Source organism: Caballeronia ptereochthonis (assembly GCF_001545075.1).
In the GTDB taxonomy this organism is placed as follows: Bacteria; Pseudomonadota; Gammaproteobacteria; order Burkholderiales; family Burkholderiaceae; genus Caballeronia; species Caballeronia ptereochthonis.
The window spans coordinates 129,098-152,734 of sequence record NZ_FCOB02000001.1 but is presented as its reverse complement, the minus strand read 5'-3'; the positions used below and the strand labels follow the sequence as shown (position 1 = coordinate 152,734).

Sequence of the window (23,637 nt, the reverse complement as noted above, 5' to 3'; positions counted from 1 at the left end):
ATGCCGTTTTCGCTCGATCTCAATGTTGGGCAAACGCGGCTTCGAGTTCCTCGACGTGTTGCGCGAAAACGGCGGGGCGGCGTTGACGAAAGGTGTCGAGGTTCGCGAGCTTCCAGCGCAGCGCGGGTAGTTCGGCGACACCGGGAACGGCGAGGTGGGACCAGTCTGGCTCGCCATGTGCGAGGCCGAGCAGGAATTGCCGTTGCGCGGGCGTGACGCGCGCCGGCAGTTCCTGTCGCAACCGCAGGCGGGTCTCCAGCAGGGTGTCCAGACTGCAAGGCACCTCGGTCATGCCGACGAAACCGCTGTCATAGTCACGCGTGATGTCCTTGTCGCGGCCGAACAGCACTTCATGGATGGGACGGTTATGACCGGCCAGGTACACGACGAAACATTCGATCATGCCCTCCGTCAGTCCGCCGGTTTGGAAAAGCTGCCAGACGTCGAAGAGATCGCGCGGATGCTGTCGATCGAGGGCCGCGACGAGTTTGCCGCCATAGAGCTCGTCGGACGCGAGCAGGGGTAACGCCAGTTCCGCCGCGAATTGCTCGCTCGTCTTCTCGCATAACGCGTGGCGTTCGATGGGCAGGACGGTACCGCGAAAGACCGTGTTGACCTCGATCTTGACCTGACTGGTGTCGTTCTCGACGAGGAGCTTGGTATCGCTGAGATCCTTGCTGCCGACCAGACGGGTGCGTAGTCCCTGCGGTGCCAATCGCTGTTCGATGGCGGCCAGTTCCTGCTGGATAGCCGTGAGCGCTTCGTCGCGCGGTGTCTGCCGGGGCACATAGACGACATCGATATCGACGGACAGGCGCGGCATGTTCTGTACGAACAGGTTGATGGCCGTGCCGCCCTTCATCGCGAAGGCGTCGTTGGCAAAAACCTCCGGTGCGATGCGCAGCAGCAACCGGACAGTATCGGCGAAGAATTTATCCATGCGGTTTCAGGGCGAGCAGCGTGCCATCGGGAAGACGGCTCATCCAGCGCCGGTTACTGCCTGTGGGGAGCCGGAACTGTGCGAGCAAGGCATCGACATCAAGCAGGTGGGTCTCGCGCGCCCAGGTCAGACACAGACGAACGGTTTTCACGCTGGTGCAGCAGGCGAGCAACTGGCCGACGAGTTCCTTGCGCGGACTGCGCAGACTTTCGAACACGGCGTGAGCGTCTTCGAGTCCTTCGCGGACGCCCGCGTCGTACAGCAACTCGAGCACAGCGCGTTCGGGAACCGCGACCTGGACGCCGTCTTGCACATCCGGCGGCGTGGTGAGCGTTCGGGCGGCAAGGGAGGGATCGGACCAGTCGAACAGACGGGCGTACACGTAGCGCGCGGGAAAGCGGCTGGTGAACCACGAAGGCAGCACGAAACGTTCATCGCCCCACAGCACCAGAGGTTCGCGCCGGCCGAGTTGGTGTCGCACCCCCTGCCAGGCGAGGGCTGTTTTGCCGCCGACGTGCAGCCCCGGGACGCGCTGCTGCAGGAACCGGAGCGTGGCGTGGAGGTTGAAATCGTCGTTGGGAAAGGCGTACACCCCCGATGCCAGCCGGACCAGCCAGCCGCTGCTGACATACCGGGCGGCAAGCTGGGTCGACACGCCAAGCTGGTTCAGCGTGGCGAGATCGAACGGCGCGCCGCGGGGCACCTCGGTCTGCAGGCGCTTGATTAACTGATGTCGAGGAAGTCGCTCCATGAGCGAATTTTACGACATATTCTAATCGTTGGCACATCACTTGATTGGAAGTTGACTCAAAAATACAAGAAAACTATATTTCATGAACGAAATCTAATCACGTTATGAAGCACAGTCGACGCCGGCACCGGCTCATGACCTATGATGAAACGGCAGCTTCAGTAAGGCGGAATGAGCCTGATATCTGGAGGACAACCATCATGACGATCGCATCGAAACCATCCTGGGCTCACCGGTTCGGCGAGGGAGCTGGGCATGTGTGGCGCTGGCTGGCGCGGCAGGATCGTCGCGCGGCGGCGTGGCTGACCACGCAGGGGCTGCCAGCTCGTGCGGCGAACGCGGTGTCGTGGGTCGCGAAGCTGCTTGCGCTAGGGGTTCTGTTGTATCTCGCATTCTGGCTGGTGCTTCTGCTGGCATTGCTTGTCATAGCGGGATCGGCGGTGAGTCATGTCGATGGGAGTGAGCGGGAGGAGCGGCCTCTCAGCGATGAATCGGATCACAAGAAAAACCTGTTCTACGATCCCATCAACTACAACGACGATCCTGATCCGCGCTTCGATGACAAGTGATCGGGCATTACTTGAGTGCTTTCATGGTCACATCGGAGCCTTTCGAGCCAGCTTGACCTGCCGATTTGGTTCCGTCTGCCAAGCCTTGAAGGGCTCCTCCTGCACGTACGCCGACCCACGCGAGCGATGTAACCCAAAACGCCGGCAGGATTAGAAACATCGCTCCCATCACGAAGTTCAGCAGCATGTCTCCCATCGCGTTGTTGAGACCCATGAACGGGTTAAAGGACTCATGGGGCGAGCCGTGTCCATAGAGCGCATCGAGGATCGTGCTGTCGACCCAGCGCGCGAGCTGGAACCAGAAATCCACGAAGAACAGCGCGAACTCCACGCAGCTTGCGGTGACCACCGCCTTGAGATCGTAGGTGCCGAGTACCAGCATGAGCGGCAGGCAGATCACGAACGCCATCTTCAGGAACGACAGCACCATCGGCAGGGCCTGGCGTACCACGTCCATGGCCGGGAACGTCGCCAGTGAGCCAACCGTCAGGCCCAGATCGCCCGCGCCACGTGCGACCGCATTAGGCAAGGTCATGCCGATCTGTCCACCGTAATCCGTGTAGACCTGGCCCTGATTGAGCACCTGCTGGCGTGGCGCGACGATCGTGCGGATCACGTCGTCGTCGACCTGGTTCTGGCTCAGGAAGCCGGCCCATTGTGCGACCTTCGTGAGCAGCCCCGGATCGATCTGTTGTAGCAACCGCGCTCGGAGGCCAACGCCGCCATCCGACCACCACTGGTTGCAGGTCGGATAGCCGCCGCCGGATGCGACCTGGGCCAATCCCGCATCACGCGTGGCGTCGTACGGCCACGCCGTGCGCGGCGTACTGGAATGGTAGCGGTCGTAGTAACCCGCGGTATTCACGAAATAACTCGACCCGATCCAGTTCACGTCGTCCATCTGCGCATTGGTCAATGTGGGCCGGTTCATGAAGAGCCGCGCTCGCGCAGGCCCGTAGCAATCATGCGTGAAGTCGGCGACCTCCTGCGTCAGCACTGGATCGTTGATGCGCGTGCTGTCGATGTCCATGCGGATCTGCTGCAGGTCCACGCCGCACGGAATGGAGGCCACCGCCGCGCCCGTGATCGCCTTGGATAGCGCGTGCATGAAGAACCACCACACCGGCACCTGGGCGCTCTGGTTGTTGAGCGTGGTGAAGACCGTATTCCAGCCGGTGTCGGTCGGCTTCGGTGCATCAATCTGGCATTGCTGCGAACGCGTCTGATCGAACTGGAGAGTGCTGAGGTTGACGGGAATGAACGGCATGCCCGCGAACAGGATCACGGCGATCGCGACGTACACGCGGTTCTCGATGCGCAAGGCCGACAGCACGCCCTTGTTGCCTTCGTCCGCGCCTTCGCTTCGCGCACGCAGCCACTCTTGCAGGATGATGGCGGCAAAGGGCAGGGCGAACACGCCGCTGGCGACCAGCACGTTCCAGATGCCGTTGTTCACGAGCCAGCCCACGAGCGTGAGGTAATACTCGAGGTAGTCGGTGGTAGTGAGCGTCATGACTGTGCTTCGCTCAGAGGGGATAGTGCATCGCGACACATTCCGTCAGGGCGATCGCCAGCACCGCCGCGATCTCCGCGCGCACCAGCCGTCGCCGCGCCTCGGCGGAGGGTTCTCGTTGTCGCACACGAGTGCGCATCCACCACCAGCCGCGCACGATCACCGCGTAGAACCCGAGCCGCCAAATGCCGAACAGCCATGCATGCGCGTGCAGCCAATGCTGCCAGGCGACGATGCCGCCGACGAGTCGCATGCCCACGACGTGGAGGATGATCGTCACCACCGTCAGGGCGGCGAGCATCGCCAGCACGATGACCAGCGAACGAGGCATGCGCCACCAACGAAACGTTCGCATACTCACGGTCCCGCGCTGTTCGAACCGTTCGCCGGCTTTTGCAACTGGTCGAGCCGGTTCGGTACCGTGTCGCCCTGGAAGATGCGGCGCGACCCTTCACCGCGTGCGTATTGCCGTTCGATGATCCACGCGGTGGCGTTGCCGGCGAGTTCACGACGCACGTCCAGTTCAGTTTTGAGGTTGGTGATCTCCCGTTCCAACGTATCGTTGTCCTGGCCGATCGCCTGATCGGCCAACTGGTTCGCGGCGACGTTCGGTTCCTTGCTGCCGGTGAGCAGCGTGCGCTGAAGCAGCAGCGCTTTTTCCAGTACGCTGGAGAGCGCCACTTCCGAGGCAAGGCGTTGGGTCAGCACGGTTTGATCGGGCTCGTCACGCAGCGCCTCGACCACGCCGCGTGTGATCGGCAAGGCGTCACTGCTGGCTGCCTGCAGGTTGTCGGGCGTCGTGGCCTTGGTACCGGCGATCAGATCCTGCAGGGCCTTCAACTTGGTGTCGTATTCTTCCTGGATCAGCGGCGTGAGACCGACGCCCGGTGTGGTCTGCGCACTGGTGCAGTCGTCGCACGTGCGTTCCTCCTGCTCGCCGAGCACGCGCGTCGCCCATGCGGCGGCGGCATCGGGCGAACTCCAGGTGCTGCAGGTGAGCCGGTTGCCGCAGGTGCTGGCATCGATGGACGAGGTATCACTCACCGCACGGCCATTGAGCAGGTTGTAGCCCGCGCGCGTCACGTCGCCGACGACCTTGATCGACGACTGTCCCGCACCACCCGCGTTGCTGCCGCCGATCCACGGTACGCCAGCGTTACCACGTTGGTTTTCCGCCTGCTCAGTGGCGGCCACGGCATCCTGCGTGCTCGTCACGGCCGTCTTGAGCGCTTGGCCCTGCGCGAGTTGATCCCAGCCGAGCGTACCGCCGGCGAGATCCGCCATCTTGTTCGCCATCGCGCGGCACGTGGCCTTGGAGCGATCGAAGTCGAGCCGCGCCTGCAGGATGCCGTTGGTGAGCAGGTTGTAGAGTCCCGGGTCGGCGCGCTGGATGATCAACGCTGGCAGCGACGCAACTGCGCTGGTGGCGTTCTGGATCACCTGGCTCATGATGGTCTGAAAGCCGTTCGTGACGCCGTTCAGCTGGTTCTGCAGCGTGTCGGACAGGCTCAGGTTGCCGCAGATCAGGTTGTTGTTCCAGCCGATGCCGACGCCGAGACCCTGCATGTTCGCACTGGAGCTCATCGCGACGGCGCTGCCACCGCCGATCGTGTAGAGCACGTCGTCGCCCAGCACGCTGCCAGACGTTCCGATCGACGGATGGTTCTGGCCGATCGCATCGCTGGTTAGCGTGATCGCGAGCGCAAGCATCGCTCCGAAGGCGATCGTGCGAGGGGGCGAGACGCGACGCAGAGTAAAGGACAGGCGGTTCATGATCGCTATCACTCGACATCTGTGCTGCCAAGAAAAATCTGACCCATACGTTTGCAGCAGGCGTAGGGCCGCCACAGCGTCCAGGCGTAGCCGCCATCGGAGGCTTGCACGGCGGGCCGGGCATTCGGAAACACCGCGCACGTCATCGAGAGTTGTGGAGTCAGGGGCTGCCATTTGCCGGTTCGGACGTCGCTTTCGATCAGCGCGCCCGCGGGCCAGTAGCCGTCATAGGGCTGTGCGAGCAGTGGCTGATACACGTGCGGCTGGCCGGAGCGTGTGACGATGTCGCCAGCGCGTTGTGCAACCACCGCCGCGCTTTTGAAGTCGTCTACCTGATGGAGAAACCCTTCGCGTGGATACACACTGCCCCAGAGATTCGCGGAGACACGGCTGCCGATTTCGCGTACACCCGGCGTCAGCGACTCGGGATAGAGGCTCTCGGGAATGCCATCACGCCACGCGATCGTATCGAAGGTACTGAGCAGGTACGGATCGAACGGCACGCCTGCACCCGTACAGGTCATGCCGAACTGACTGGCGAAGCGGCTGAACGCCGCCATGCCCGGATGGCCGATGACGTCAGCGTTCTTGAAGACGGCGAGATTGTTTTCGTGCGGTTCGTTTGTCGTGCCGTTGCCGCCGCCTTGCGCGAAGGGCAGTGGTGCGCTCATGAAGGACACGTCGGTCCACGGGTTGCCGCCCGTTCGGCTGTAGCTCGAAACGACCGCATCGGGCACGTAGTGGCGTACTTTCACGGAGGTTTGCACGGTGCAGCCGAAGGCGGAGCATGACAGCCAGTAGCACACCCCGACGATGCGCCAAGCGAGGCAATCGGGCGACAGCACCGATGTAATCAGCGTGGCGGTGTCGATCGCGAATGCGGACAGGGTTGTGCCAAGTAGCACGAAGGCCGAGCCCCAGCGCATGTAACGATGGGCCAGGCGCGTCATGGATGTGTCTCGCGGTAAGCTTGAATGCGTGCCATCGCATGAGCGACGTCGGGCTCGCCGTAGACCACGTAGCGTTGATCGACGACGACGGCAGGGATTTTCGCGATCCCGATACGCCATGCATCAGTAACACCCTGATAGGCGGCAGTGAGTTGCTGGGAGACGGCTCGGTTTCCAAGTCGGTCGCGCACTTCTGCCGCCGCATCGCTGGGGTTGGCGGGCAAGCCTTGCGATAAGGTCGTCTCGATCTGTGTCGGCGCATCGAGTTCGATCACGCGTGCATGAGAGGGCGCGTGAACACGATGCTGCTGGTCCGTCACGATCCAGATATCCGTGCCAAGGGCCAGACAGGCCCGCGATCCAAGCATCGTGACGAATAGCAGAACGAGAGCAGGGCGCGCGGGACGCAGCAACACGGGAAGGCGACAACACATGATCGCAGGCAAGCAGCGTGACGGGGACTTTCAGTGGGCCAGATCCGCACACGCTGCGCTGCCTGAAAAGGGAAATGCCGCTTTACCGCTTTATGCGTTCCCTATCGAGCGGTTTGGCTGGGATGCGTAGACGGTCAAACATCGGGAAAGGTCACGGACGGCTGCCCCAGGCGGCGCGCAGCTTCAGTTTGCATGCGTCGACGGTTCCAGCGATGACCGGGTCGCTCATGTACGCTCGCACGCCACGACGGACGCTCGTGAGCCAAACCAGCGCCTACTGTTCGGCTGAACGTTTCCCCGAACTAAAAGCCAATTGCTTACCGAGTACCTTTGGCCTTGGGAGGCGGAGTCTCGGGCCAACTCCGCATTGCAATGCTGATTGTCTTGTGAAGCTCTTTGGTTGGAACACCGCTCGCGGCCTGAACCGAGATGCCTTGAGAGACGGTACCGAAGAAACGCGCCAAAGCGCCGATGTCGGTATGTTGTGGCAGTTCCCCCCGCTTACGAGCACCTTCCAAACATTGTCGAATCATCTCAACGCCCGATTCGCGGACTTCGCACAGAACTCGAGCCACCTGCCTGGATTCCTCGCTTCCAGCAAGGGCTCCTTGCACCAGCAAGCAGCCCTGAGGCGTGCCTTCTGCGCTTTGAAACGTTGCCAAGGCTCGAAGGAAAGCTTCTAGGCCCTTACGTGCTGATGGGAGCTCCAATGATGGCGCTGCGAATGCGCCGAGCCGTTCTTGGTAGCGAGCGAGAACCTTGAAGAAAAGCTGCTCCTTTCCTCCGAAAGCAGCATAGAGACTCGGCTTATTGACACCGATCGCTTCGGCTAAATCCGTCAGCGAGGTTCCTTCATACCCTTTTTCCCAGAAGAGCACGAGGGCTTGGTCCAACGCCTTATCTGCGTCGAATTCCCGCGGCCTACCGATCGCCATTTGAGCACCCAATAATTTTTTACCGTTCGGTATGTTAAGTCCTTGACAGCGCGATGTCGAGTCCGAGATACTTACCGAGCGGTACAGAAGTACGTAAGCAAACTGACATTTCGGAGAGGCAGATGGCAAGTCAATTGAATGGAAAAGTGGCCCTGGTGACGGGTGGGAGTTCGGGTATCGGGTTGGCCACGGCGAAGCGTTTCGCTGCGGAAGGGGCGATCGTCTACATCACGGGGCGCAAGCAGGACGCCCTGGATAAAGCAGTGGCCGAGATAGGCGGCAAGGTCGTCGCTATCCGTGCTGACTCCTCTATCGTGGCGGATCTCGAACGGGTATATGCCACGATTCGCGACAAGAGTGGCAGGCTTGATGTGTTGTTCGCGAATGCCGGAATTGCAGCGTTTGTGCCGCTCCCAGCAATCACTGAAGAGCATTACGACAGCATCGTCGATACGAACCTGAAGGGCGTCGTGTTCACCGTCAAATACGCGGTTCCCCTGCTTTCTGAAGGCGCCTCAATCATCCTCACTTCGTCGACAGCGGGCTATAAGGGGATGGAAGCATTTAGTGTGTACAGCGCGACGAAGGCGGCGATCCGGCAGCTGGCGCGCGGTTGGCTCCTGGACTTGAAGGCAAAGAAAATTCGCGTCAACGTCATCAGCCCCGGCATGGTAGACACACCAGCGATTGACGGCCTGGTCGGTGATCCGAATGCGGCGGCAGGAATGAAAGCGCATGTGGCATCGCAAATTCCCTTGGGCCGCATTGCGCAACCGGGTGACATTGCCGCTGTCGCCGTGTTTCTGTCCTCCGACGAAGCCGCGTACATCAATGGCGTCGAGTTACCTGTAGACGGCGGCGCCAGCCAGATCTGATCCCGTCGGGGAGACATCGTCGAAGCCTGGTTCGCCCCGATTTCAGGGCGGGTCCGGCTTCGGCACTCCAGCAATGTTGAGGAGCAACGTTCATGCGATACAAACTGTTCGGACAACATACGGGCCTGCGGGTCTCCGAACTGGTACTTGGTGCGGGTAATTTCGGAACGCGCTGGGGCCACGGTGCCGAGCCGGCGGAGGCGCGCCGCATTTTTGAAGCCTACGCGGCAGCGGGCGGCAATTTCATCGATACGGCTAACGGATATCAGTTCGGGGAGTCCGAGGAGATTCTCGGCGAGCTACTTCGTGGTCACCGGGACGAATTTGTGCTGGCGTCGAAATTCACTTATCGCTCCACGCCTCAGGACGGCATTCTCATTACGGGCAACAGCCGCAAAGCCATGGTGGCGTCCTTGGAAGCCAGTTTGAAGCGACTCAACACCGACCGCATCGACCTTTTGTGGGCGCACATGTCCGATGGTGTGACGCCGCTTGAAGAGCTCATGCGAGGATTCGACGATCTTGTGCGTGCCGGCAAGATCCTGTATGCGGGTCTATCCGATTTCCCCGCCTGGCGGGTGGCTCGTGCAGCAACCATCGCCGAACTGCGTGGTACGGTGCCTGTCGCGGGTCTCCAGCTGGAATACAGCCTTGTGGAACGTAGCAGCGAGCATGAGCTTCTTCCGGCCGGCAAGGCGTTAGGACTGGGGATCGTCGGCTGGTCACCGTTGGGCGGCGGCATGCTTACCGGAAAGTATCGCAATGGCGAAACCGGGAGACGAGAAGGTTTCGGCGGCAACGTGTTCCAGCCCGAAAATACCCCGCAACGTACGGCGATCGTTGACGCGCTGATTGCCGTTGCAGACGAAGCGGGCGTGACTCCCGGAGAAATCGCCATCGCATGGGTTGCCAAAAAGGGCGTGCAGCCTATCATCGGGCCGCGCACGTTGGCGCAGCTGCAGAGCAATCTGGCCGCGACGAAAGTCACACTTTCGGCAGAGCAGATCGGCCGCCTCGACATGGCAAGCGCGATTACTCCCATCTTCCCGTACACGGTGATCGATGCAGCGCAAACCCGCCAGGGCTATACCGGCGGCAAGGCCGACGAGTTCGATCCGCCTGCAGTGTCGGTCGCTTGAGGCATTGTTTCAATAGCCGGGAAGCCAGCATGGCGTCTGCGAGACGCCATGCACAGAACATTCTTGCTGCAATTGCGCTGATCCCACTGCCGCAAACGCTGGGCGCGAAACGTTTTCCCAGCGATGCCTCAAACGCTGTTCGACGCGGCTTAAACGGCGCGGGAGCGTAAAGGAAGGAGATGCTAATGCTTGAAACCGATTCAGTGACGCCGGCAGACTCGCAGGAACACTTGAAAGTACAGCCACTCGAAGCGATACGCAGCTATCACGCGCATATTTACTTTGACGAACCGGCGCAACGACGTGACGCCGAAGTCCTGCGGGAACATATCGCACAACGCTTTTCGGTCACTCTTGGTCGCTGGCACGATCAACCAATTGGCCCTCATGCGAAGCCAATGTATCAGGTCGCCTTTTCGTCACGTGACTTCGGCAGCTTCGTACCTTGGCTGATGATGAATCGTTGCGGACTGACTGTACTCGTTCATCCCAATACCGGCCGTCCACTCGCTGACCACCTCGACCATCCGGTCTGGATGGGCGAAGTGCTCGACATCCTCAACCGGCATCTGCTTCCCGTCGACGAAGGACCGGAGCCGGATCTCGTCACCAACACTCGACCAACGGTGAAGCCATGAGTGATATTCCTTACGGCAATGCGCTGATCATCGGGGCCGGTTTTGGCATCAGCGCGGCCCTTACGCGGGCGCTGCGTTCCGCAGGCCTTCCCGTCATCATCGCCTCGCGAAACCCCGATAGATTGGCGCCGCTGGTGAGCGAGACGGGAGCCGTCGCGCTGCAGGTCGATGCCTCCGACGCCGGCCAGGTCGCGCGGCTTTTCAAGGAGGCGGAGGCGCGAATCGGACCGCCCGAGATTGTCATCTATAACGCCAGCAGCTTCGTCCGCGGTCCGATCGCTGACCTGGACCCGGTGCAGGTTGAGCACGCAGTGTCTATCACCGCATTGGGTGCATTTCACGCGATACAGCAAGCTGCCAGGTACATGGTTCCCGCGGGGAAAGGCGCAGTCCTATTGACCGGCGCAACCGCCGGCATAAAAGGATTTGCCCGTTCCGCACCTTTTGCGATGGGTAAGTTTGCCCTACGGGGACTGGCCCAGAGTGCCGCCCGTGAACTTGCGCCTCAAGGCATCCACGTGGCCCATGTAATCGTGGACGGCAGTGTGCGGGCGAGCGGCCGCGCGGACCCATCAGACCGCACGCTTGATCCGGACGCCATTGCCCAATGCTATATCGATCTCTTGCGACAACACCGCAGTGTCTGGTCGTGGGAAATCGAGGTGCGGCCTTGGGTAGAGAATTTTTGACTATGCGACCTCATTGGACTTCGCGATATGGACTGTCGTGAGCTTTGGCAGCCAGTAGCACACACCAACGACGCGCCATGCCAGGCAATCGGGTGACAGCGCCGACGAAATTAGTGTAGCGGTGTCGATGGCGAACGCGGGCAGGGTTGTGCCGAGTACCGTGAGAGGCGAGCCCCAGCGCATGTAACGTCGCGCCGGGCGCATCATGGATGTGTCTCGCGGTAAGCTTGAATGCGTTCGACCACAAGAGCCACATCAGCATCGCCATAGACTACGTAGCGTTGATCGACGACAACGGCAGGGATTTTCGTGACGCCGATACGCCAGGAGTCGGCAATCCGCTGATCGGGAGGCCCGTAACGTGGCGCGGTGCACTTATTTGAAGTTGACTCGTGTCTCTATCTTCCTGATGGCGTCTAACGCGTTCACGCCACAATCGGAGTCATCGCAAAGTCCATTGAGAGCAAGCAGATCATGTCCGTCTCCCAATTCTCCCAGTACCTGAATGCAAAAGTTGGCAATGCCGATAGGGCCACTATGAAGTCCGAAGTCGTAGTACGAGACCTGGGCCTGTCGCTTCTCGAGCGCGTCACGGCAGACACGTACGGCCAAATCGGGATAGGTGTCTAAGAGGGATCGTCGTGCGTTGCGATCCCAGATACGAGCAGACGTAACGAGCTCAAAAGCACCTGCGCTCGCACACCTGGCGTGATCGAGGAGGATGGATCTGGCGTTGCTAGTATGGCTGGAAGTTTGAGGGCTCTGTACGTCTCCTCGACTTGACCAATACAGAAGCTCGCCGCATGCCAGCAACGCCCGCTGAGCGTCGGAAGTAACGTCGCCTCGCGCGAGCGGAAGATCAGCGCCCAAATGGCCCAAGCATTCGTGCGCGGCAACAAACACTTCGATCGCTTCTTGTGGCATAAAAGCCTTTTCGTCGGGAAGCGTCGTCCAAGGTGCAATGGCTGATGCCACTGTGGGGTCGTTAAAGTCGGATAACTGTCGGATGAGAATTCCCAGAAAGGAAAGGTACGGACGCGTCGCACCACGGCACGCTTTGGTGAGTAGGGCCTTCTTACGTACGGGATCGAGTCCTTGTATGACCTCCCAGTAAGCCGAGTCAAAGGGGTGATCAAACTGGCAGGAAAAGAGGCCCCACGCGGCGTTATCTGCATCGGCCCCTTCGCTGTTCAGAGCTTCCTCGATTTCGTGGTGAACGACTTCCGTGTGATCGTGCTCGGCCTCTTGTAACCCGCCGAGTGCCTGAAGCGCTTCGAAGATTAATGAGTTCATCACTACCCCGAGCTTGTCGAGCGAGGCCTCAAGGGCGTCGATCATCTCGCTGCGATACGGCTCTCCCGCGTCGCGGAGGTAAAGCACGAAGTTCAGCAGATCGAGCTGGAGGTGGTAGGGGCAGCCTCGTATGTTCTGAAGCAAGGTTCGCACGTAAGGCGCAACCTCGGTAGCGTACTCGGTCGATCTCGTGAGTCCGATTAAAAAGTAGAACTGCCCCGGCGTTTTTGCAACTGACCATGCGCTTCTGATGGCGACGCCGAAGTCATCGCCTGGTGGCCCGCGATGCGAAGGGAACCCGCTATGAATGGAGTAGACCAACTGCGATATGGCAGCCGTTCGGGCCATGACGTATGCCTGTGAGAACGTCGCGTGGCGAAGGGGGATTTTTCGTTCCTTGGCCGCGGCCGACAGCTGTTTCGAAGCGGCTGATATGGCTTCGTCCATATGACCACAGGCGGCCATGACCACATCGATGTACTGCCCGTCCATGAGACCATCGCCAATTGCTTTAAGGTAACGGGTGCAATCTCTCGTATCGTCCCGGATCGAGTTCCCGGCAACAGCGACGCCTTTCCATCCCTCGCCAATCAACTCGAACTGGATCGCTCGTGACTCGGCAACCATGGCATTCAAGACAGCATCGATCCGTCGCGTCACGATCGACAGAGCTATGGTGCCGCATTCCCCTCGGCGACATTCCGCCAAGAGGCCGTCGTTCGTTGTTTTCTCAAGCACATCATTGACGATGCGAGTGTCCTCGAGGCCGCCAATGATGAAGGTGCGCGATGACTGGAATCGGGGAGAGCAGAGAGCCAACTGTATCTGCGAGGCATTGTTCCCGGAAGTGCGAATGACGGATTCGGCCGCGAACGCTGCATAGAACAGCTCGTGCGAGAAGCTCACCCTATCGCCACGCAAGTAGAGGAGTTCCATACGAAACACAGCGTCTCGCGCATCACCGCCGACCGAGATTGAGTCAGCAAGTCGGTCAAATTCTCGAATGGAAACGCTGAAGCAGGCTCTTTCGGTGAGGGTGCTGGCGAGGACAGTCAGTAGCCGAATACCATCGCGAGCGGCACTTCCCAGTTTCTTCCTCGAATAGGCGTCAAAAAGCGCAAACTTACTCGCACCTGCCGGCAGTAGCTCGCAGGCTTCCCCAATGAGTGCCGCCTCGAGGCCTGAGCGTGCGGCACGAAGAAGCGCCGCGCAATTGGCAGTTTGACTACCGAGCTCCCCGATCCTGGCGAGAGCTGCTTTTAGTTCATCGGACGGGCGCCGGACCAAGATCCTCTTTAACGACAGCAGGTCCGCGCACGAGGGATCGTGTTGCGTGCTGATAACAAGGCCTGCACCGAAGCGCAACGAAAACGCCCTGAGGCTTCGTGTCAGCGCGATCTTGAGGTCATCACGGCATTCGTTGTAGCCGTCCACGAAAAGTACGATGCGTTTTTCCAGGAGCCGGCATGCGCTAACGATGCTGCTTATCGAGCGAGTATCGAGCAGCGACGCCTCGAGGTCGAGAAGGCCTTGAAGCCGACGGTCGAAGTCCCTTGCGGAAACGAATATAGGTACGCAGTTGTGCTCGATGCATGACATCGCACATGAGGTTGTCAGCAAGGTCTTCCCGCAACCAGAGGGGCCCGAAATCACGACGCAATCGCTGGTACTGGCAACCATGGATTGGATATCTGCGAGTGCAATAGCACCCTGTTCCGAATCGTACTCGTCGGCTACGAGCTTGGCGGCCTGCGGGCCATAAAAATCCGCAAAGGACGTTAAATAAGTAGCGCACAATCGCTCAGACAACAGAACCCTTTGATCGAATGCACCATCAAGGGTCGCGATAGCTTCCAAATGCAATCGACGCGCCAGTGCCTCGCACTGCTGCGCGGTGAGAATCGCTCCGGAGCGTTGCGTCAGCATCTGCGCGATTTGCGTCGCGCCACCGACCGCGACTTTGAAATCGCCTGAGGTTACTTCCGAGCCGTTCGGGATATCCGGCATGACGGCGACCAGACCATTCGGATACCCATCAACGTTTGCGATGTCTTGGATGGCGTCGCGCAGACGGTTCTTTGCCCCGAGAGACTGTTCGTAGGCGTTCCCAATTCGCCTTGTACCAAAGGGCCCAAGTTGGGTCCACGGCCCGTTCATCCCACCTTGGATAGGTTGGCTGTAACTTTTTGCTTCGATAACGAGGGTCGTCGTATCGGTAAAGACGGCAAGATCGATCTGACGGCCGCACACATGGAAGTTTGCAAAAATATAGGCCCATCCACGCGATTGGACGACAGCTGCGTGGACGGTGCGAAGTACGTCAATGTCAGACTGGTGCTCGATCTGAGCACCAACGTAGACGCGAACACGGTCGCTCGATTCCTGAGCGAGGTTCATGGCGAGTTCCCCGGAACGGTTCGCGCAAGATAGCGGCAAAGTACGCCACTGAGACCTACCATCAACTCCGCTTCTTCGAATTCAGGGGGCATCCCCTCGGTCAAGTGGCGGCCGTAGTTCGAGGTGTACCCCCAGGCCTTCTCGATGATCTGATTGACAGGCGGCGGAAAGATCCCAGGATTGCGTTGGATCAGTTGTCCCAATGTGTCCTTGCTGCCAGTCACGTCGCGCGCTACACATTCGAGCGCTGCCATGGCGTGCTGAATCGCTCCGGTTGTTTCTGCCTGCGGACGTCGGGAGAGATCATTCAGCGCTTCATGCAGTTCGGTTGCGGCGGTCTTCCGCCCTTGCCGAAGCAATTCCATCTGACCTTGACGTACCGCAGCTTCAAAAACCTCGGTGCCGCGGGTCTCGACGCGGTTATCGACGAGCTGCCAGCCAACACCAGCGGCTCGAAAAAAACGATTCATCTCGTCAGCGTAGCTTTGCCCTCGGTGTGCGCTTTTCGCCGCGAGCATTTCGATCAGGTCGTAAACTTCAAACCATTCGCAATCGTCGATCAGCTCATAGACCTCGCCGTCGATGTTTGGAAACTCGGACCAATTATTCCTGTCAGGTGCGCGAAAGAGGATTTGGCACAAACTCGCTCGTAAGTCGCTCGGCTTCAGGCCAGACCGATAGGCGATTTGAATTGCCGCATCGCGCATCTGTGGTGGCGCGTCATTCCTGATGGTGATCTCCGCGTCGGGGCGGACGAGACCATGACGTTGTGAGAACGAGTCCATGCGGTTCTCCCCCGAGTTTTGGCGCATAGCATACCTTGCTGCGGACGATGCCATGACAAGCGTCGGAACGGCGACACGAGTCGCGCAATTTCTTAGCGTGCACGACAGGCGTCAGTGACCGCTTTGTTCATCTCCTGCAGTGTGGCTTTGACGGTATCGAGGAACTGCTCCGCGAGCACCGATGAGGCCGTCGCGGCGGGAAACACCGTGTCCACCGCAAACGGCACATCCGCGTCGAACGGCGCGAGCACGACACCACCCGCATGCCACGCATCCAGCGCGGAGAGCGGATCAATAATGGCGACACCCGTGCCGTTCGCAACCAGTGCGCAGGCGGCCGCCGCATAACCCACCTCGATCACGATTCGCCGCGCCACACCTTCCACGCGGAACACCTCATCGATAAGATGCCGAAACGCCGATTCCCGTCCGAACGACACGAACCGCTCACCCTCCAGGTCCTTCGGCTGGATCACGGTTTGCCCGGTCAGCCGATGATCGGCTGGTAGCACGCACACGCCCTGCAAACGCTCGAACGGTTGCAACGTCACGCCAGAGCTCACAGGCGTCGCGGTTGCAAACCCCACGTCCGCCTGGCGATTGGCCACCCATTCGGTGACATAGGTCGAGGCGCGGATGTTGAAATCCACCGTGACATCGGGGCGCTCACGCAGGAACGCGCCCACCGCGCGCGGCAATACGCTCAGCCCAAACGCGGGCATCGCCACGATGCGCAGGTGACCGCTCTGCCCGTGCGCGAGCCGGCGCGCATCGCGCGTGACTTCTTCCAGCGCCGCGAACGTCTTGTCGACCCGCTGAAACAGCCTATGCGCTTCCGGTCGCGGCACGAGCCGTTGCCGCACGCGATCGAACAGGACAAGGCCCGTGCGGTACTCCAGCTCCGCCAGCAGCTTGCTGACGGTGGGTTGCGTCAGATGCAGCAGTTCCGCCGCGCCCGTGACCGAGCCGGTAAGAATCACTGCGCGAAAGGCTTCCAGTTGCCGAACACTGACAGAGGACATGACAGTTCATAGATTTTTGGCATGAATTGTCGCATTTTTCGACTTTGACGCGATCGTTTTTGGCTTCTTATCCTCTGATTTCCATAGCTTTTTCGATCAGAGAAGATTATGCGCAACGAGGCAAGGATGCCGCGGCGCGCGCGCTGTCGCCGGTGGTTCGCGGCGATCGGTGCGTTCGCCGTCACGGCATGGCAGGGCGTTGCAGTGGCAGCACCGACGTTGGTCGTCGCCGGATACGGCGGCTCATCCGAAACTATGTTTCGCACGGAGGTGCTCGCGCCGTTCGCGCAGGCGCACGGCGTGTCGATCACCTATGTGGCCGGCACCTCGGCCACCAACCTGGCGCGTCTGCAGGCGCAGCGCGCGCATCCGCAAATCGATGTGGCGGTGCTCGACGACGGCCCGATGCAGCAGGCCGTCACCATGGGCTTGTGCCAACCGCTCGCCGCGGCATCGGTGTATGCGGACCTCTATGACATCGCCAAGGTCAACGGCGAAGGGATGCGGGTGGGTATTGGCATCGTCGCCACGGGCTTGGCTTACAACACCAAGGTGTTTGCCGCGCGGGGATGGGCGCCGCCCACCTCGTGGACAGCGCTCGGTGATCCGCGCTTTCACCGGCGCGTGCTGGTGCCCTCGATCAGCAACACCTACGGCCTGCAAACGCTGCTGGCCGTCGCGCATGCCGCAGGCGGGGACGCGCAGCACATCGATCCGGGTTTCGCATACATGGCGCAGCACGTGGCGCCGTCGGTGCTGAGCTTCGAAACCGCATCGGGCACCATCTCCGAACTCTTTCAGACCGGCGCGGTGGTGCTGGGCGTGTGGGGCAGTGGCCGCACGCTGGCCTTGGCGCGCACCGGTTTTCCGGTCGCATTCGTCGTGCCGAAGGAGGGCGCGCAGGCGTTGCTCACGACGGCGTGTGTCGTCAACGGCAGCGCGCACGCCGCACGCGCGCAGGCGCTAGTGCAGGACCTGGTCTCGCCACGTGTGCAGCGCGTCCTGGCCGCGCAAGCCGGTTGGGGACCTACCAACAAGACCGTGACGCTCGATCCCTCGGTGGCGAAAACCGTCGTGTACGGCGCCGACGCCGTGGCGCACCTCGTCCCTGTCGACTGGAAGACGGTCAACGCACAACGCGGAGCGTGGACAGCGCGCTGGATGCGCGAGATCGAACGCTGATTGCCCACGCGCGGGCCAACTTCGTCGATGGCGCCGCATGCGTTATCGGCCTCGCTTTAGAAGACCATCATGGCTTTTCTCGAACTTCAGGCGCTGTCCAAGCGCTACCCGCACGCGACCGCGGTGCACGACGTGTCGCTCGCGGTCGAACGCGGCGAGTTCCTCTCGCTGCTGGGCCCCTCCGGCTGTGGCAAGACCACGACGCTGCAGATGATCGCCGGCTTCGTGTCGCCCAGTGCCGGCACTATCCGGCTCGATGGGCGCGATCTCGCCGGCATCAAGGCGAGCGCACGCGGTCTGGGGGTCGTGTTCTAGTCGTATGCGCTGTTCCCCCACATGACCGTTGGCGAGAACATCGCGTTCGGCTTGGAAACCCGACGTATCGCGGCCGGCGAACGCGCACGGCGCGTGTCACAGGCGCTTGAACTCGTGCGCCTGGGTGACCTGAGTGATCGCTATCCATCGCAACTTTCCGGTGGCCAGCGTCAACGCGTCGCGCTCGCACGCGCGTTGGTAATTGAGCCGCCCGTGCTGCTGCTGGACGAGCCGCTCTCCAACCTCGACGCCAAGCTGCGCGAAGACATGCAGGTGGAGTTGCGGCGCATCCAGCGCACCGTTGGCACGACCACGATCATGGTGACGCACGACCAGGCCGAAGCGATGGCGATGAGCGATCGCATCGCGGTGATGAACGCGGGACGCATCGAGCAGGTCGATGCGCCGCGCACGGTCTACGACCATCCGTGCACAGGCTTCGTGGCGACGTTTCTCGGCAAGACCAATCTCTTCGATGCACAGCTCGAACCGGGCGCGAACGGCACCGCCATCGTGGCTGCGCGCGGCCATCGCTTTCCGATCACGGCGCCGTCCGCCGCCACGGGACCGATTCGCGTGAGCCTGCGTCCCGAAAAGATCGCCCTGGTTCCTGGGCCGATCGCGGCCGCGGCGAGCGAACTGACCGGCACGGTGCGCCTGCGCCTCTTCGGCGGCGATCACTGGCTCTACGAAGTCGACAGTCCGCTGGGTGCGTTGCTCGCCCGCTGCCAGAACGGTGCGGCGCCCATCGAGGAAGGGCAGCGCGTCGGCCTGCATTGGCAGCCGGAGGATTTGCGCATCGTTGGGGGAGACGACCATGCATGAGTCCTCGCGTCGGTGGCCGGCCTATGCGCTGAGCGCGCCGGCCCTCGTGTTCTACGGATTGCTGCTGGCCGTGCCGCTTGCGGCCACGCTGCTGCTGAGCCTGCGAGTGTTCGACGGCGCGCACGCGACCTGGTCGGGGCTTGGCGGCATGAACTACGTCGCCGTGTTCGGCGATCCGTACTTCCACACCGTCTTCGCACGCACCTTCGCACTCGCCGCCATCGTCACGGCGCTGTGCGCGCTGCTCGGCACGCCGGAGGCGATCATCCTGTCGCGCATGCGTGCGCCGTGGCGAAGCCTCTGCCTCGTGGCGATCCTCGCGCCGTTCTTGATTTCGGTCGTCGTACGCACGCTCGGCTGGGCGGTGTTGCTTGGCGGGGATGGGTTCATCAGCCGCGTGTTGCAGACACTCGGGCTGACCGACGGTCCGGTGGTGCTGATGTATTCGATGACCGGCATGGTGATCGCGCTGGTGCATGTCCTGGTGCCGTTCATGTTGATCGCCGTATGGGTCGCGTTGCAGCGCTGCGATCCGGATGTCGAGCGGGCCGGGGCATCGCTCGGGGCAAGCGAAGTGATGATCTTCCGGCGCCTGGTGCTGCCGCAGATTGTGCCGGGCATCGCGTCGGGCGCGGTGATCGTGTTCTCGCTCGCGGCCACCTCGTTCGCGACGCCCGCGATCATCGGCGGCCGGCGTCTCAAGGTGGCGGCCACCGCGATCTACGACGCCTTCCTCGGCTCGATGGATTGGCCGCAAGGCGCGGCGCTCGCGGTCGCCTTGCTGCTCGCGAACCTCGCGATCCTTGCGGCCTGGCAACGTCTCGGCGAACGAAGGCACAGCGCGCGATCGCGCACCCCCGCGCCGATCGTCATGGAGGAGGTGACCTCATGAAAAAGAACGGACCGATGGCGCTCGTCTTTCATGCGCTGTTCCTGCTGTTTCTTGCCGCACCGCTGATCGTTATCGTGCTGGTGTCGTTCACGGCGAAGGGGTATCTGGCGATGCCGTTCGACGGCGCGTCGTTGCGCTGGTATCGCGCCTTGCTGGGCGTACCGGAATTCGCCACCGCGCTGCGCACGAGTCTCGGTCTTGGGTTCACGTCGGCGAGCCTCGCGCTGGTGCTGGCCGTACCTGCGGCGTTGGCGCTGACCCGGTGGTCGTTTCCGGGCCGTGCGATGGTGCACGGCATGCTGATGTCGCCGCTGTTGATGCCGCACATCGTGCTGGGCGTGGCGTTCCTGCGCTTCTTCACGGATCTCGGCGTGAACGGGAGCTTCGCCGCCTTGGTCGTCGCGCATGCCGTCATCGTGATGCCCTACGCGCTGCGGTTGTGCATGACCTCGGCGGGGGATGTCGATCCCTCGCTCGAACAGGCGGCGATGTCGCTGGGCGCTTCGGTGGCCACGGTGTTCCGGCGCATCACGCTGCGGCTGCTCGTGCCGGGGCTCGCGAGCGGGTGGCTGCTTGCCTTCATCCACAGCTTCGATGAGCTGACGACGAGCGTGTTCATCGCGTCGCCCACGATGACGCCGCTGCCGGTGCGGCTGTACCTGCGCATCGAGGATTCGATCGACCCGACCGTGGCGGCCGTATCGACCCTGCTGATCGGAGGCGCCTTGGTGCTGATCCTCGTGATCGATCGTCTGATCGGGCTGGAACGCCTGTTTGTGGGGTCGCGATGAGCACGCCCATGTTTTCCGCCGGCACGCCGCCGATGCGGACGGTCACGGTGATCGTGGATGGGGTGCCGGTCGCGGTGCCCGAGGATTTCACCGTCGCGGCGGCGTTACTGATGATCGAACAGCGCCGTCCGTGGCGACGCTCGGCCGTGTCGGGCACGCCGCGCGCACCGTATTGCCTGATGGGTGTGTGCTTCGAGTGCGTCGCGCAGATCGACGATCAGCCTAATTGCCGCACCTGTCTGACACCCGTGCGCGCCGGCATGCGCATCACCTTGGGAGGCCCGCATGACCGCGTATGACCTGGTGATCGTCGGTGCGGGACCGGCGGGTATGGGTGCCGCCGTCGCGGCGCGCGAGTGGGGTCTGTCGGTCCTGGTGCTCGACGAACAGCCCGCGCCGGGTGGGCAAATCTATCGCGGCATCGAAGCGCACGCCGAGCGCCATGCGCAACTCGATCTCGGTTCCGCGACGGGGAAGGAACTCGCGACGCGTTTTCGCGCGTGCGGTGCCGACTATCGGTCTGGCGCGTCAGTATGGTTCCTCGCGCCGAACGGCGAGGTGGTGTTTGCCGTAGCGGGGCAGGCCCATCGGGTGAGCGCGCGTCGCGTGCTGCTCGCCACCGGCGCGATGGAACGACCATGGCCACTGCCGGGCTGGACCTTGCCCGGCGTGATGACGGCCGGTGCCGCGCAAATCCTCCTGAAAACCACGGGTCTCGTGCATCGCGAGGCGGTGTTCGCGGGATCGGGCCCCTTGCTGTATCTCGTCGCTGTGCAGTATCGGCGCCTGGGCGTGCCGGTGCGTGCGGTGCTGGACACCACGCCGCTTGCGCATTACGCGCAGGCCGTGCCGTATTTCCCGGCGGCCATGCGCACGCCTGCGTACCTGCGGCGCGGCATCGGTTTGCTGTGGCAACTGCGTCGCTCGGGTACACCTGTGTTCACCGGTGTTCGCGATGTGCGTGCGTTCGGCCGGGAGACACTGGAAGCGATCACGTTTCAGCATCGGGGACGCCATCGCCGGTTGGAAGGCGTGACCGGTTTGTTTTTGCATCAGGGCGTGGTGCCGCATATTCACGCCGCGCTGGCGGCCGGTTGTGAACGACGCTGGGACGCACGTACATCGTGCTGGCATCTCGTCAGGGATGCCTACGGGAGGACCTCGCAACCACAGGTGTTTGTGGCGGGCGATGCGGCCGCGATCACAGGCGCTGCCTCCGCGCCGCCTCGCGGTCGCCTCGCGGCGCTGGCGATCGCGCATGAGCTTGGCAAGGTGGGCGAGGATACCTTTGCAGCGACGAGTCATCGCCTGCAGCGCGACCTCGCGCGTGATGCGGCCGTACGGCCGTTCCTCGATACGCTGTATCACCCCGCCCATGCGTGCCTCGCGCCGACGGATGCCGACACGTTCGTCTGTCGTTGCGAGGACGTTCGCGTGCGTGATGTGCAGCGCTTCGTCGCAAGCGGCGGCCGCGATCCAAACCAGATGAAAAGTACCCAGCGCTGCGGCATGGGGCCATGCCAGGGGCGCATGTGTGCGTTGACGTTGAGTCATCTGATGGCGGGGACGTCGCCCGGCGAAGGGATGCCGTCGCCGTTGCGTGCCCGTCCTCCCATCGTGCCGGTTCCCCTCGATGAGTTGGCGGGGTTGCGCGAGGCGGATGAGGTGATGCGATGACGGGAGCGACGGACGTGTTGATCATCGGAGGCGGGTTGATTGGTTGTTCAACCGCCTTGCATCTCGCGCGACGCGGCATGTCGGTGCGCGTGATCGAGAAGGATTACGTGGCGCGACACGCGTCGGGCGTCAATGCCGGTGGGGTGCGCACGCTCGGACGCGCACTGCCCGAATTGCCACTGTCGGTCGCGGCCAAACGGTTGTGGCATACCTTGCCCGACCTCGTCGGTAGCGATGGCGGTTTTCGGCCGGTCGGACAGATCCGCATTGCCGAAACCGACGAACAACTCGAACGCTTGCGCACGCGTAGTCGAACGGTCGCGAGGCTGGGGCTCGACTACACCGAACGCGTGATCGACGCGAGCGAGCTCTACGCGCGATTGCCGGCGTTGGCATCGCATTGCGTCGGTGGCTTGCTGGTGGACGACGACGGGTACGCCTTGCCGTACGCCACCACGCGCGCTTTCCAGGGTCAGGCCGAACGGTTCGGCGCGCACATCCATGAAGGCGTGACCGCCGCGATGCCGGAGTACGAGCGGGGGCTGTGGACCGTGCGCACGTCGGATGGCGCGTGCTATCGCGCCGCGACACTCGTCAACGCATCGGGCGCATGGGGTGGACGACTGGCCGAAGCACTCGGCGATCCCGTGCCGCTCGCGCCCAACGGTTCGATGTTGATGGTGACGGCACGCATGTCGCCGTTCGTCGGGCCGGTCGTGGGGGCGGCAGGGCGCTCGCTCTCGTTCAAGCAGTTTCCCAATGGCACGGTGCTGATCGGCGGCGGTCATCGCGCGGCGGTGAATCTCGACACGAACGGCACTTCGCTCGACCTCGATGGTTTGGCACGCGCTGCGCGCACGGCGATCGATCTGTTTCCGATCATGCGCACGGCGCGCGCGGTGCGGTTCTGGTCGGGCATCGAGGGTTTCCTGCCGGATGGATTGCCGGTGATCGGGCCGAGCCGCGCGTCGCCGTCCGCGTTTCACGCGTTCGGCTTCTCGGCGCACGGCTTTCAGCTCGGGCCGATGGTCGGGCAACTCCTGGCCGAATTCATCAGCGAAGGGCGTTCGTCGTTGCCGCTTGACGCCTTTCGTGTCGATCGTTTTGACGAGACGAGGGCACACGACATGGAACCCGCCACCGTGTCGCGGGGTGTGACCGGAACCGCCGCGTAACACGCAAACCGCGGCACACCGTCGCCAATCCGATATCAACACAGATTTCTTACTAAGGACTACTAGCTAGGTACGCA

At 62.1% G+C, this 23,637-nt stretch carries 22 protein-coding genes and 3 pseudogenes; 12 read left to right on the top strand and 13 right to left on the bottom strand.

Going from position 1 to position 23,637, the window contains the following annotated elements; genetic code table 11:
* Window positions 1-19: 19 nt before the first annotated feature.
* Entirely contained in the window at window positions 20-940 is a 921-nt protein-coding gene (locus tag AWB83_RS00715) for a nucleotidyl transferase AbiEii/AbiGii toxin family protein (protein WP_087042334.1), read from the bottom strand.
* The gene (locus AWB83_RS00710; RefSeq protein ID WP_087042333.1) at window positions 933-1,691 is read right to left on the bottom strand and encodes a type IV toxin-antitoxin system AbiEi family antitoxin domain-containing protein; all 759 of its coding nucleotides are present in this window, start codon (window positions 1,689-1,691) and stop codon (window positions 933-935) included. The genes AWB83_RS00715 and AWB83_RS00710 overlap by 8 nt, the downstream gene beginning before the upstream one ends.
* A gap of 200 nt (window positions 1,692-1,891) precedes the next feature.
* Here AWB83_RS00710 and AWB83_RS00705 point away from each other — a divergent pair, with 200 nt between their 5' ends.
* Window positions 1,892-2,260 (top strand): DUF3742 family protein, encoded by a 369-nt coding sequence (locus AWB83_RS00705; RefSeq protein ID WP_087042332.1) that lies wholly within the window; start codon window positions 1,892-1,894, stop codon window positions 2,258-2,260.
* Window positions 2,261-2,267: 7 nt separating this feature from the next.
* Here AWB83_RS00705 and AWB83_RS00700 read toward each other — a convergent pair whose 3' ends face one another.
* From AWB83_RS00700 to AWB83_RS00675, 6 genes are all read right to left on the bottom strand, one after another.
* On the bottom strand, window positions 2,268-3,773 hold the full coding sequence (locus AWB83_RS00700; protein WP_087042331.1) for a conjugal transfer protein TraG N-terminal domain-containing protein: 1,506 nt from the start codon (window positions 3,771-3,773) through the stop codon (window positions 2,268-2,270).
* Between the two features lie 13 nt (window positions 3,774-3,786).
* On the bottom strand, window positions 3,787-4,104 hold the full coding sequence (locus AWB83_RS00695; protein ID WP_244197518.1) for a hypothetical protein: 318 nt from the start codon (window positions 4,102-4,104) through the stop codon (window positions 3,787-3,789).
* A gap of 26 nt (window positions 4,105-4,130) precedes the next feature.
* Window positions 4,131-5,546, bottom strand: coding sequence for an integrating conjugative element protein (locus tag AWB83_RS00690; RefSeq protein WP_374729036.1), 1,416 nt, complete (start codon window positions 5,544-5,546; stop codon window positions 4,131-4,133).
* 8 nt (window positions 5,547-5,554) lie between these two features.
* Window positions 5,555-6,496: a TIGR03756 family integrating conjugative element protein gene (locus AWB83_RS00685; protein WP_087042329.1), complete on the bottom strand. Its 942-nt coding sequence runs from the start codon at window positions 6,494-6,496 to the stop codon at window positions 5,555-5,557.
* On the bottom strand, window positions 6,493-6,816 hold the full coding sequence (locus tag AWB83_RS00680; protein ID WP_244197517.1) for a TIGR03757 family integrating conjugative element protein: 324 nt from the start codon (window positions 6,814-6,816) through the stop codon (window positions 6,493-6,495). The genes AWB83_RS00685 and AWB83_RS00680 overlap by 4 nt, the downstream gene beginning before the upstream one ends.
* Window positions 6,817-7,247: 431 nt before the next feature.
* Complete coding sequence (locus AWB83_RS00675) at window positions 7,248-7,823, bottom strand: TetR/AcrR family transcriptional regulator (protein WP_208636683.1); 576 nt, start codon at window positions 7,821-7,823, stop codon at window positions 7,248-7,250.
* Window positions 7,824-7,987: 164 nt separating this feature from the next.
* Here AWB83_RS00675 and AWB83_RS00670 point away from each other — a divergent pair, with 164 nt between their 5' ends.
* The 4 genes from AWB83_RS00670 (at window position 7,988) to AWB83_RS00655 (ending at window position 11,206) form a co-directional block, all read left to right on the top strand.
* Window positions 7,988-8,740: an SDR family NAD(P)-dependent oxidoreductase gene (locus tag AWB83_RS00670; protein WP_087042326.1), complete on the top strand. Its 753-nt coding sequence runs from the start codon at window positions 7,988-7,990 to the stop codon at window positions 8,738-8,740.
* 92 nt (window positions 8,741-8,832) lie between these two features.
* On the top strand, window positions 8,833-9,879 hold the full coding sequence (locus AWB83_RS00665; protein WP_087042325.1) for an aldo/keto reductase: 1,047 nt from the start codon (window positions 8,833-8,835) through the stop codon (window positions 9,877-9,879).
* Window positions 9,880-10,064: 185 nt separating this feature from the next.
* On the top strand, window positions 10,065-10,517 hold the full coding sequence (locus tag AWB83_RS00660) for a DOPA 4,5-dioxygenase family protein (RefSeq protein WP_087042561.1): 453 nt from the start codon (window positions 10,065-10,067) through the stop codon (window positions 10,515-10,517).
* On the top strand, window positions 10,514-11,206 hold the full coding sequence (locus AWB83_RS00655) for an SDR family NAD(P)-dependent oxidoreductase (RefSeq protein WP_087042324.1): 693 nt from the start codon (window positions 10,514-10,516) through the stop codon (window positions 11,204-11,206). Before AWB83_RS00660 ends, AWB83_RS00655 begins: the two co-directional genes overlap by 4 nt.
* 48 nt (window positions 11,207-11,254) lie before the next feature.
* On the opposite strand, the pseudogene AWB83_RS37810 reads toward AWB83_RS00655, so the two are convergent.
* The 5 genes and pseudogenes from AWB83_RS37810 to AWB83_RS00630 form a co-directional block, all read right to left on the bottom strand.
* Window positions 11,255-11,389 (bottom strand): annotated as a pseudogene (locus tag AWB83_RS37810) (TIGR03756 family integrating conjugative element protein); the annotation flags it as partial.
* 20 nt (window positions 11,390-11,409) lie between these two features.
* Window positions 11,410-11,568, bottom strand: a pseudogene (locus tag AWB83_RS00645) (DUF1525 domain-containing protein); the annotation flags it as partial.
* A 13-nt stretch (window positions 11,569-11,581) separates the two neighbouring features.
* Complete coding sequence (locus tag AWB83_RS00640; RefSeq protein WP_087042322.1) at window positions 11,582-14,896, bottom strand: nuclease-related domain-containing protein; 3,315 nt, start codon at window positions 14,894-14,896, stop codon at window positions 11,582-11,584.
* Entirely contained in the window at window positions 14,893-15,681 is a 789-nt protein-coding gene (locus AWB83_RS00635; protein WP_143749998.1) for an AbiJ-NTD4 domain-containing protein, read from the bottom strand. Before AWB83_RS00635 ends, AWB83_RS00640 begins: the two co-directional genes overlap by 4 nt.
* A gap of 92 nt (window positions 15,682-15,773) precedes the next feature.
* A complete protein-coding gene (locus AWB83_RS00630; RefSeq protein ID WP_087042320.1) occupies window positions 15,774-16,703 on the bottom strand; it encodes a LysR substrate-binding domain-containing protein in 930 nt (309 codons plus the stop codon).
* A 126-nt stretch (window positions 16,704-16,829) separates the two neighbouring features.
* On the opposite strand from AWB83_RS00630, the gene AWB83_RS00625 reads away from it, so the two are divergent.
* The 7 genes and pseudogenes from AWB83_RS00625 (at window position 16,830) to AWB83_RS00595 (ending at window position 23,560) form a co-directional block, all read left to right on the top strand.
* Entirely contained in the window at window positions 16,830-17,885 is a 1,056-nt protein-coding gene (locus tag AWB83_RS00625; protein ID WP_244197515.1) for an ABC transporter substrate-binding protein, read from the top strand.
* A 69-nt stretch (window positions 17,886-17,954) separates the two neighbouring features.
* Window positions 17,955-19,025: pseudogene (locus AWB83_RS00620) on the top strand (ABC transporter ATP-binding protein).
* Window positions 19,018-19,917: an ABC transporter permease gene (locus tag AWB83_RS00615; RefSeq protein ID WP_087042318.1), complete on the top strand. Its 900-nt coding sequence runs from the start codon at window positions 19,018-19,020 to the stop codon at window positions 19,915-19,917. The pseudogene AWB83_RS00620 and the gene AWB83_RS00615 overlap by 8 nt, the downstream one beginning before the upstream one ends.
* Window positions 19,914-20,708 carry an ABC transporter permease gene (locus AWB83_RS00610; RefSeq protein WP_087042317.1) on the top strand — a complete coding sequence of 265 codons (795 nt, stop codon included), beginning with the start codon at window positions 19,914-19,916 and terminating at the stop codon, window positions 20,706-20,708. The genes AWB83_RS00615 and AWB83_RS00610 overlap by 4 nt, the downstream gene beginning before the upstream one ends.
* A complete protein-coding gene (locus tag AWB83_RS00605; RefSeq protein ID WP_087042316.1) occupies window positions 20,705-21,007 on the top strand; it encodes a (2Fe-2S)-binding protein in 303 nt (100 codons plus the stop codon). The genes AWB83_RS00610 and AWB83_RS00605 overlap by 4 nt, the downstream gene beginning before the upstream one ends.
* Window positions 20,994-22,385 carry an FAD/NAD(P)-dependent oxidoreductase gene (locus AWB83_RS00600; protein WP_087042315.1) on the top strand — a complete coding sequence of 464 codons (1,392 nt, stop codon included), beginning with the start codon at window positions 20,994-20,996 and terminating at the stop codon, window positions 22,383-22,385. The genes AWB83_RS00605 and AWB83_RS00600 overlap by 14 nt, the downstream gene beginning before the upstream one ends.
* Window positions 22,382-23,560 (top strand): NAD(P)/FAD-dependent oxidoreductase, encoded by a 1,179-nt coding sequence (locus AWB83_RS00595; RefSeq protein ID WP_087042314.1) that lies wholly within the window; start codon window positions 22,382-22,384, stop codon window positions 23,558-23,560. Before AWB83_RS00600 ends, AWB83_RS00595 begins: the two co-directional genes overlap by 4 nt.
* The last annotated feature ends 77 nt before the right edge of the window (window positions 23,561-23,637 follow it).

Bases quoted from the DNA above. Each gene is read 5' to 3' on its own strand.
- AWB83_RS00715 (WP_087042334.1), bottom strand. From the start codon at position 940: ATGGATAAATTCTTCGCCGATACTGTCCGGTTGCTGCTGCGCATCGCA.
- AWB83_RS00710 (WP_087042333.1), bottom strand. From the start codon at position 1,691: ATGGAGCGACTTCCTCGACATCAGTTAATCAAGCGCCTGCAGACCGAG.
- AWB83_RS00705 (WP_087042332.1), top strand. From the start codon at position 1,892: ATGACGATCGCATCGAAACCATCCTGGGCTCACCGGTTCGGCGAGGGA.
- AWB83_RS00700 (WP_087042331.1), bottom strand. From the start codon at position 3,773: ATGACGCTCACTACCACCGACTACCTCGAGTATTACCTCACGCTCGTG.
- AWB83_RS00695 (WP_244197518.1), bottom strand. From the start codon at position 4,104: ATGCCTCGTTCGCTGGTCATCGTGCTGGCGATGCTCGCCGCCCTGACG.
- AWB83_RS00690 (WP_374729036.1), bottom strand. From the start codon at position 5,546: ATGAACCGCCTGTCCTTTACTCTGCGTCGCGTCTCGCCCCCTCGCACG.
- AWB83_RS00685 (WP_087042329.1), bottom strand. From the start codon at position 6,496: ATGACGCGCCTGGCCCATCGTTACATGCGCTGGGGCTCGGCCTTCGTG.
- AWB83_RS00670 (WP_087042326.1), top strand. From the start codon at position 7,988: ATGGCAAGTCAATTGAATGGAAAAGTGGCCCTGGTGACGGGTGGGAGT.
- AWB83_RS00665 (WP_087042325.1), top strand. From the start codon at position 8,833: ATGCGATACAAACTGTTCGGACAACATACGGGCCTGCGGGTCTCCGAA.
- AWB83_RS00660 (WP_087042561.1), top strand. From the start codon at position 10,065: ATGCTTGAAACCGATTCAGTGACGCCGGCAGACTCGCAGGAACACTTG.
- AWB83_RS00655 (WP_087042324.1), top strand. From the start codon at position 10,514: ATGAGTGATATTCCTTACGGCAATGCGCTGATCATCGGGGCCGGTTTT.
- AWB83_RS00640 (WP_087042322.1), bottom strand. From the start codon at position 14,896: ATGAACCTCGCTCAGGAATCGAGCGACCGTGTTCGCGTCTACGTTGGT.
- AWB83_RS00635 (WP_143749998.1), bottom strand. From the start codon at position 15,681: ATGGACTCGTTCTCACAACGTCATGGTCTCGTCCGCCCCGACGCGGAG.
- AWB83_RS00630 (WP_087042320.1), bottom strand. From the start codon at position 16,703: ATGTCCTCTGTCAGTGTTCGGCAACTGGAAGCCTTTCGCGCAGTGATT.
- AWB83_RS00625 (WP_244197515.1), top strand. From the start codon at position 16,830: ATGCCGCGGCGCGCGCGCTGTCGCCGGTGGTTCGCGGCGATCGGTGCG.
- AWB83_RS00615 (WP_087042318.1), top strand. From the start codon at position 19,018: ATGCATGAGTCCTCGCGTCGGTGGCCGGCCTATGCGCTGAGCGCGCCG.
- AWB83_RS00610 (WP_087042317.1), top strand. From the start codon at position 19,914: ATGAAAAAGAACGGACCGATGGCGCTCGTCTTTCATGCGCTGTTCCTG.
- AWB83_RS00605 (WP_087042316.1), top strand. From the start codon at position 20,705: ATGAGCACGCCCATGTTTTCCGCCGGCACGCCGCCGATGCGGACGGTC.
- AWB83_RS00600 (WP_087042315.1), top strand. From the start codon at position 20,994: ATGACCGCGTATGACCTGGTGATCGTCGGTGCGGGACCGGCGGGTATG.
- AWB83_RS00595 (WP_087042314.1), top strand. From the start codon at position 22,382: ATGACGGGAGCGACGGACGTGTTGATCATCGGAGGCGGGTTGATTGGT.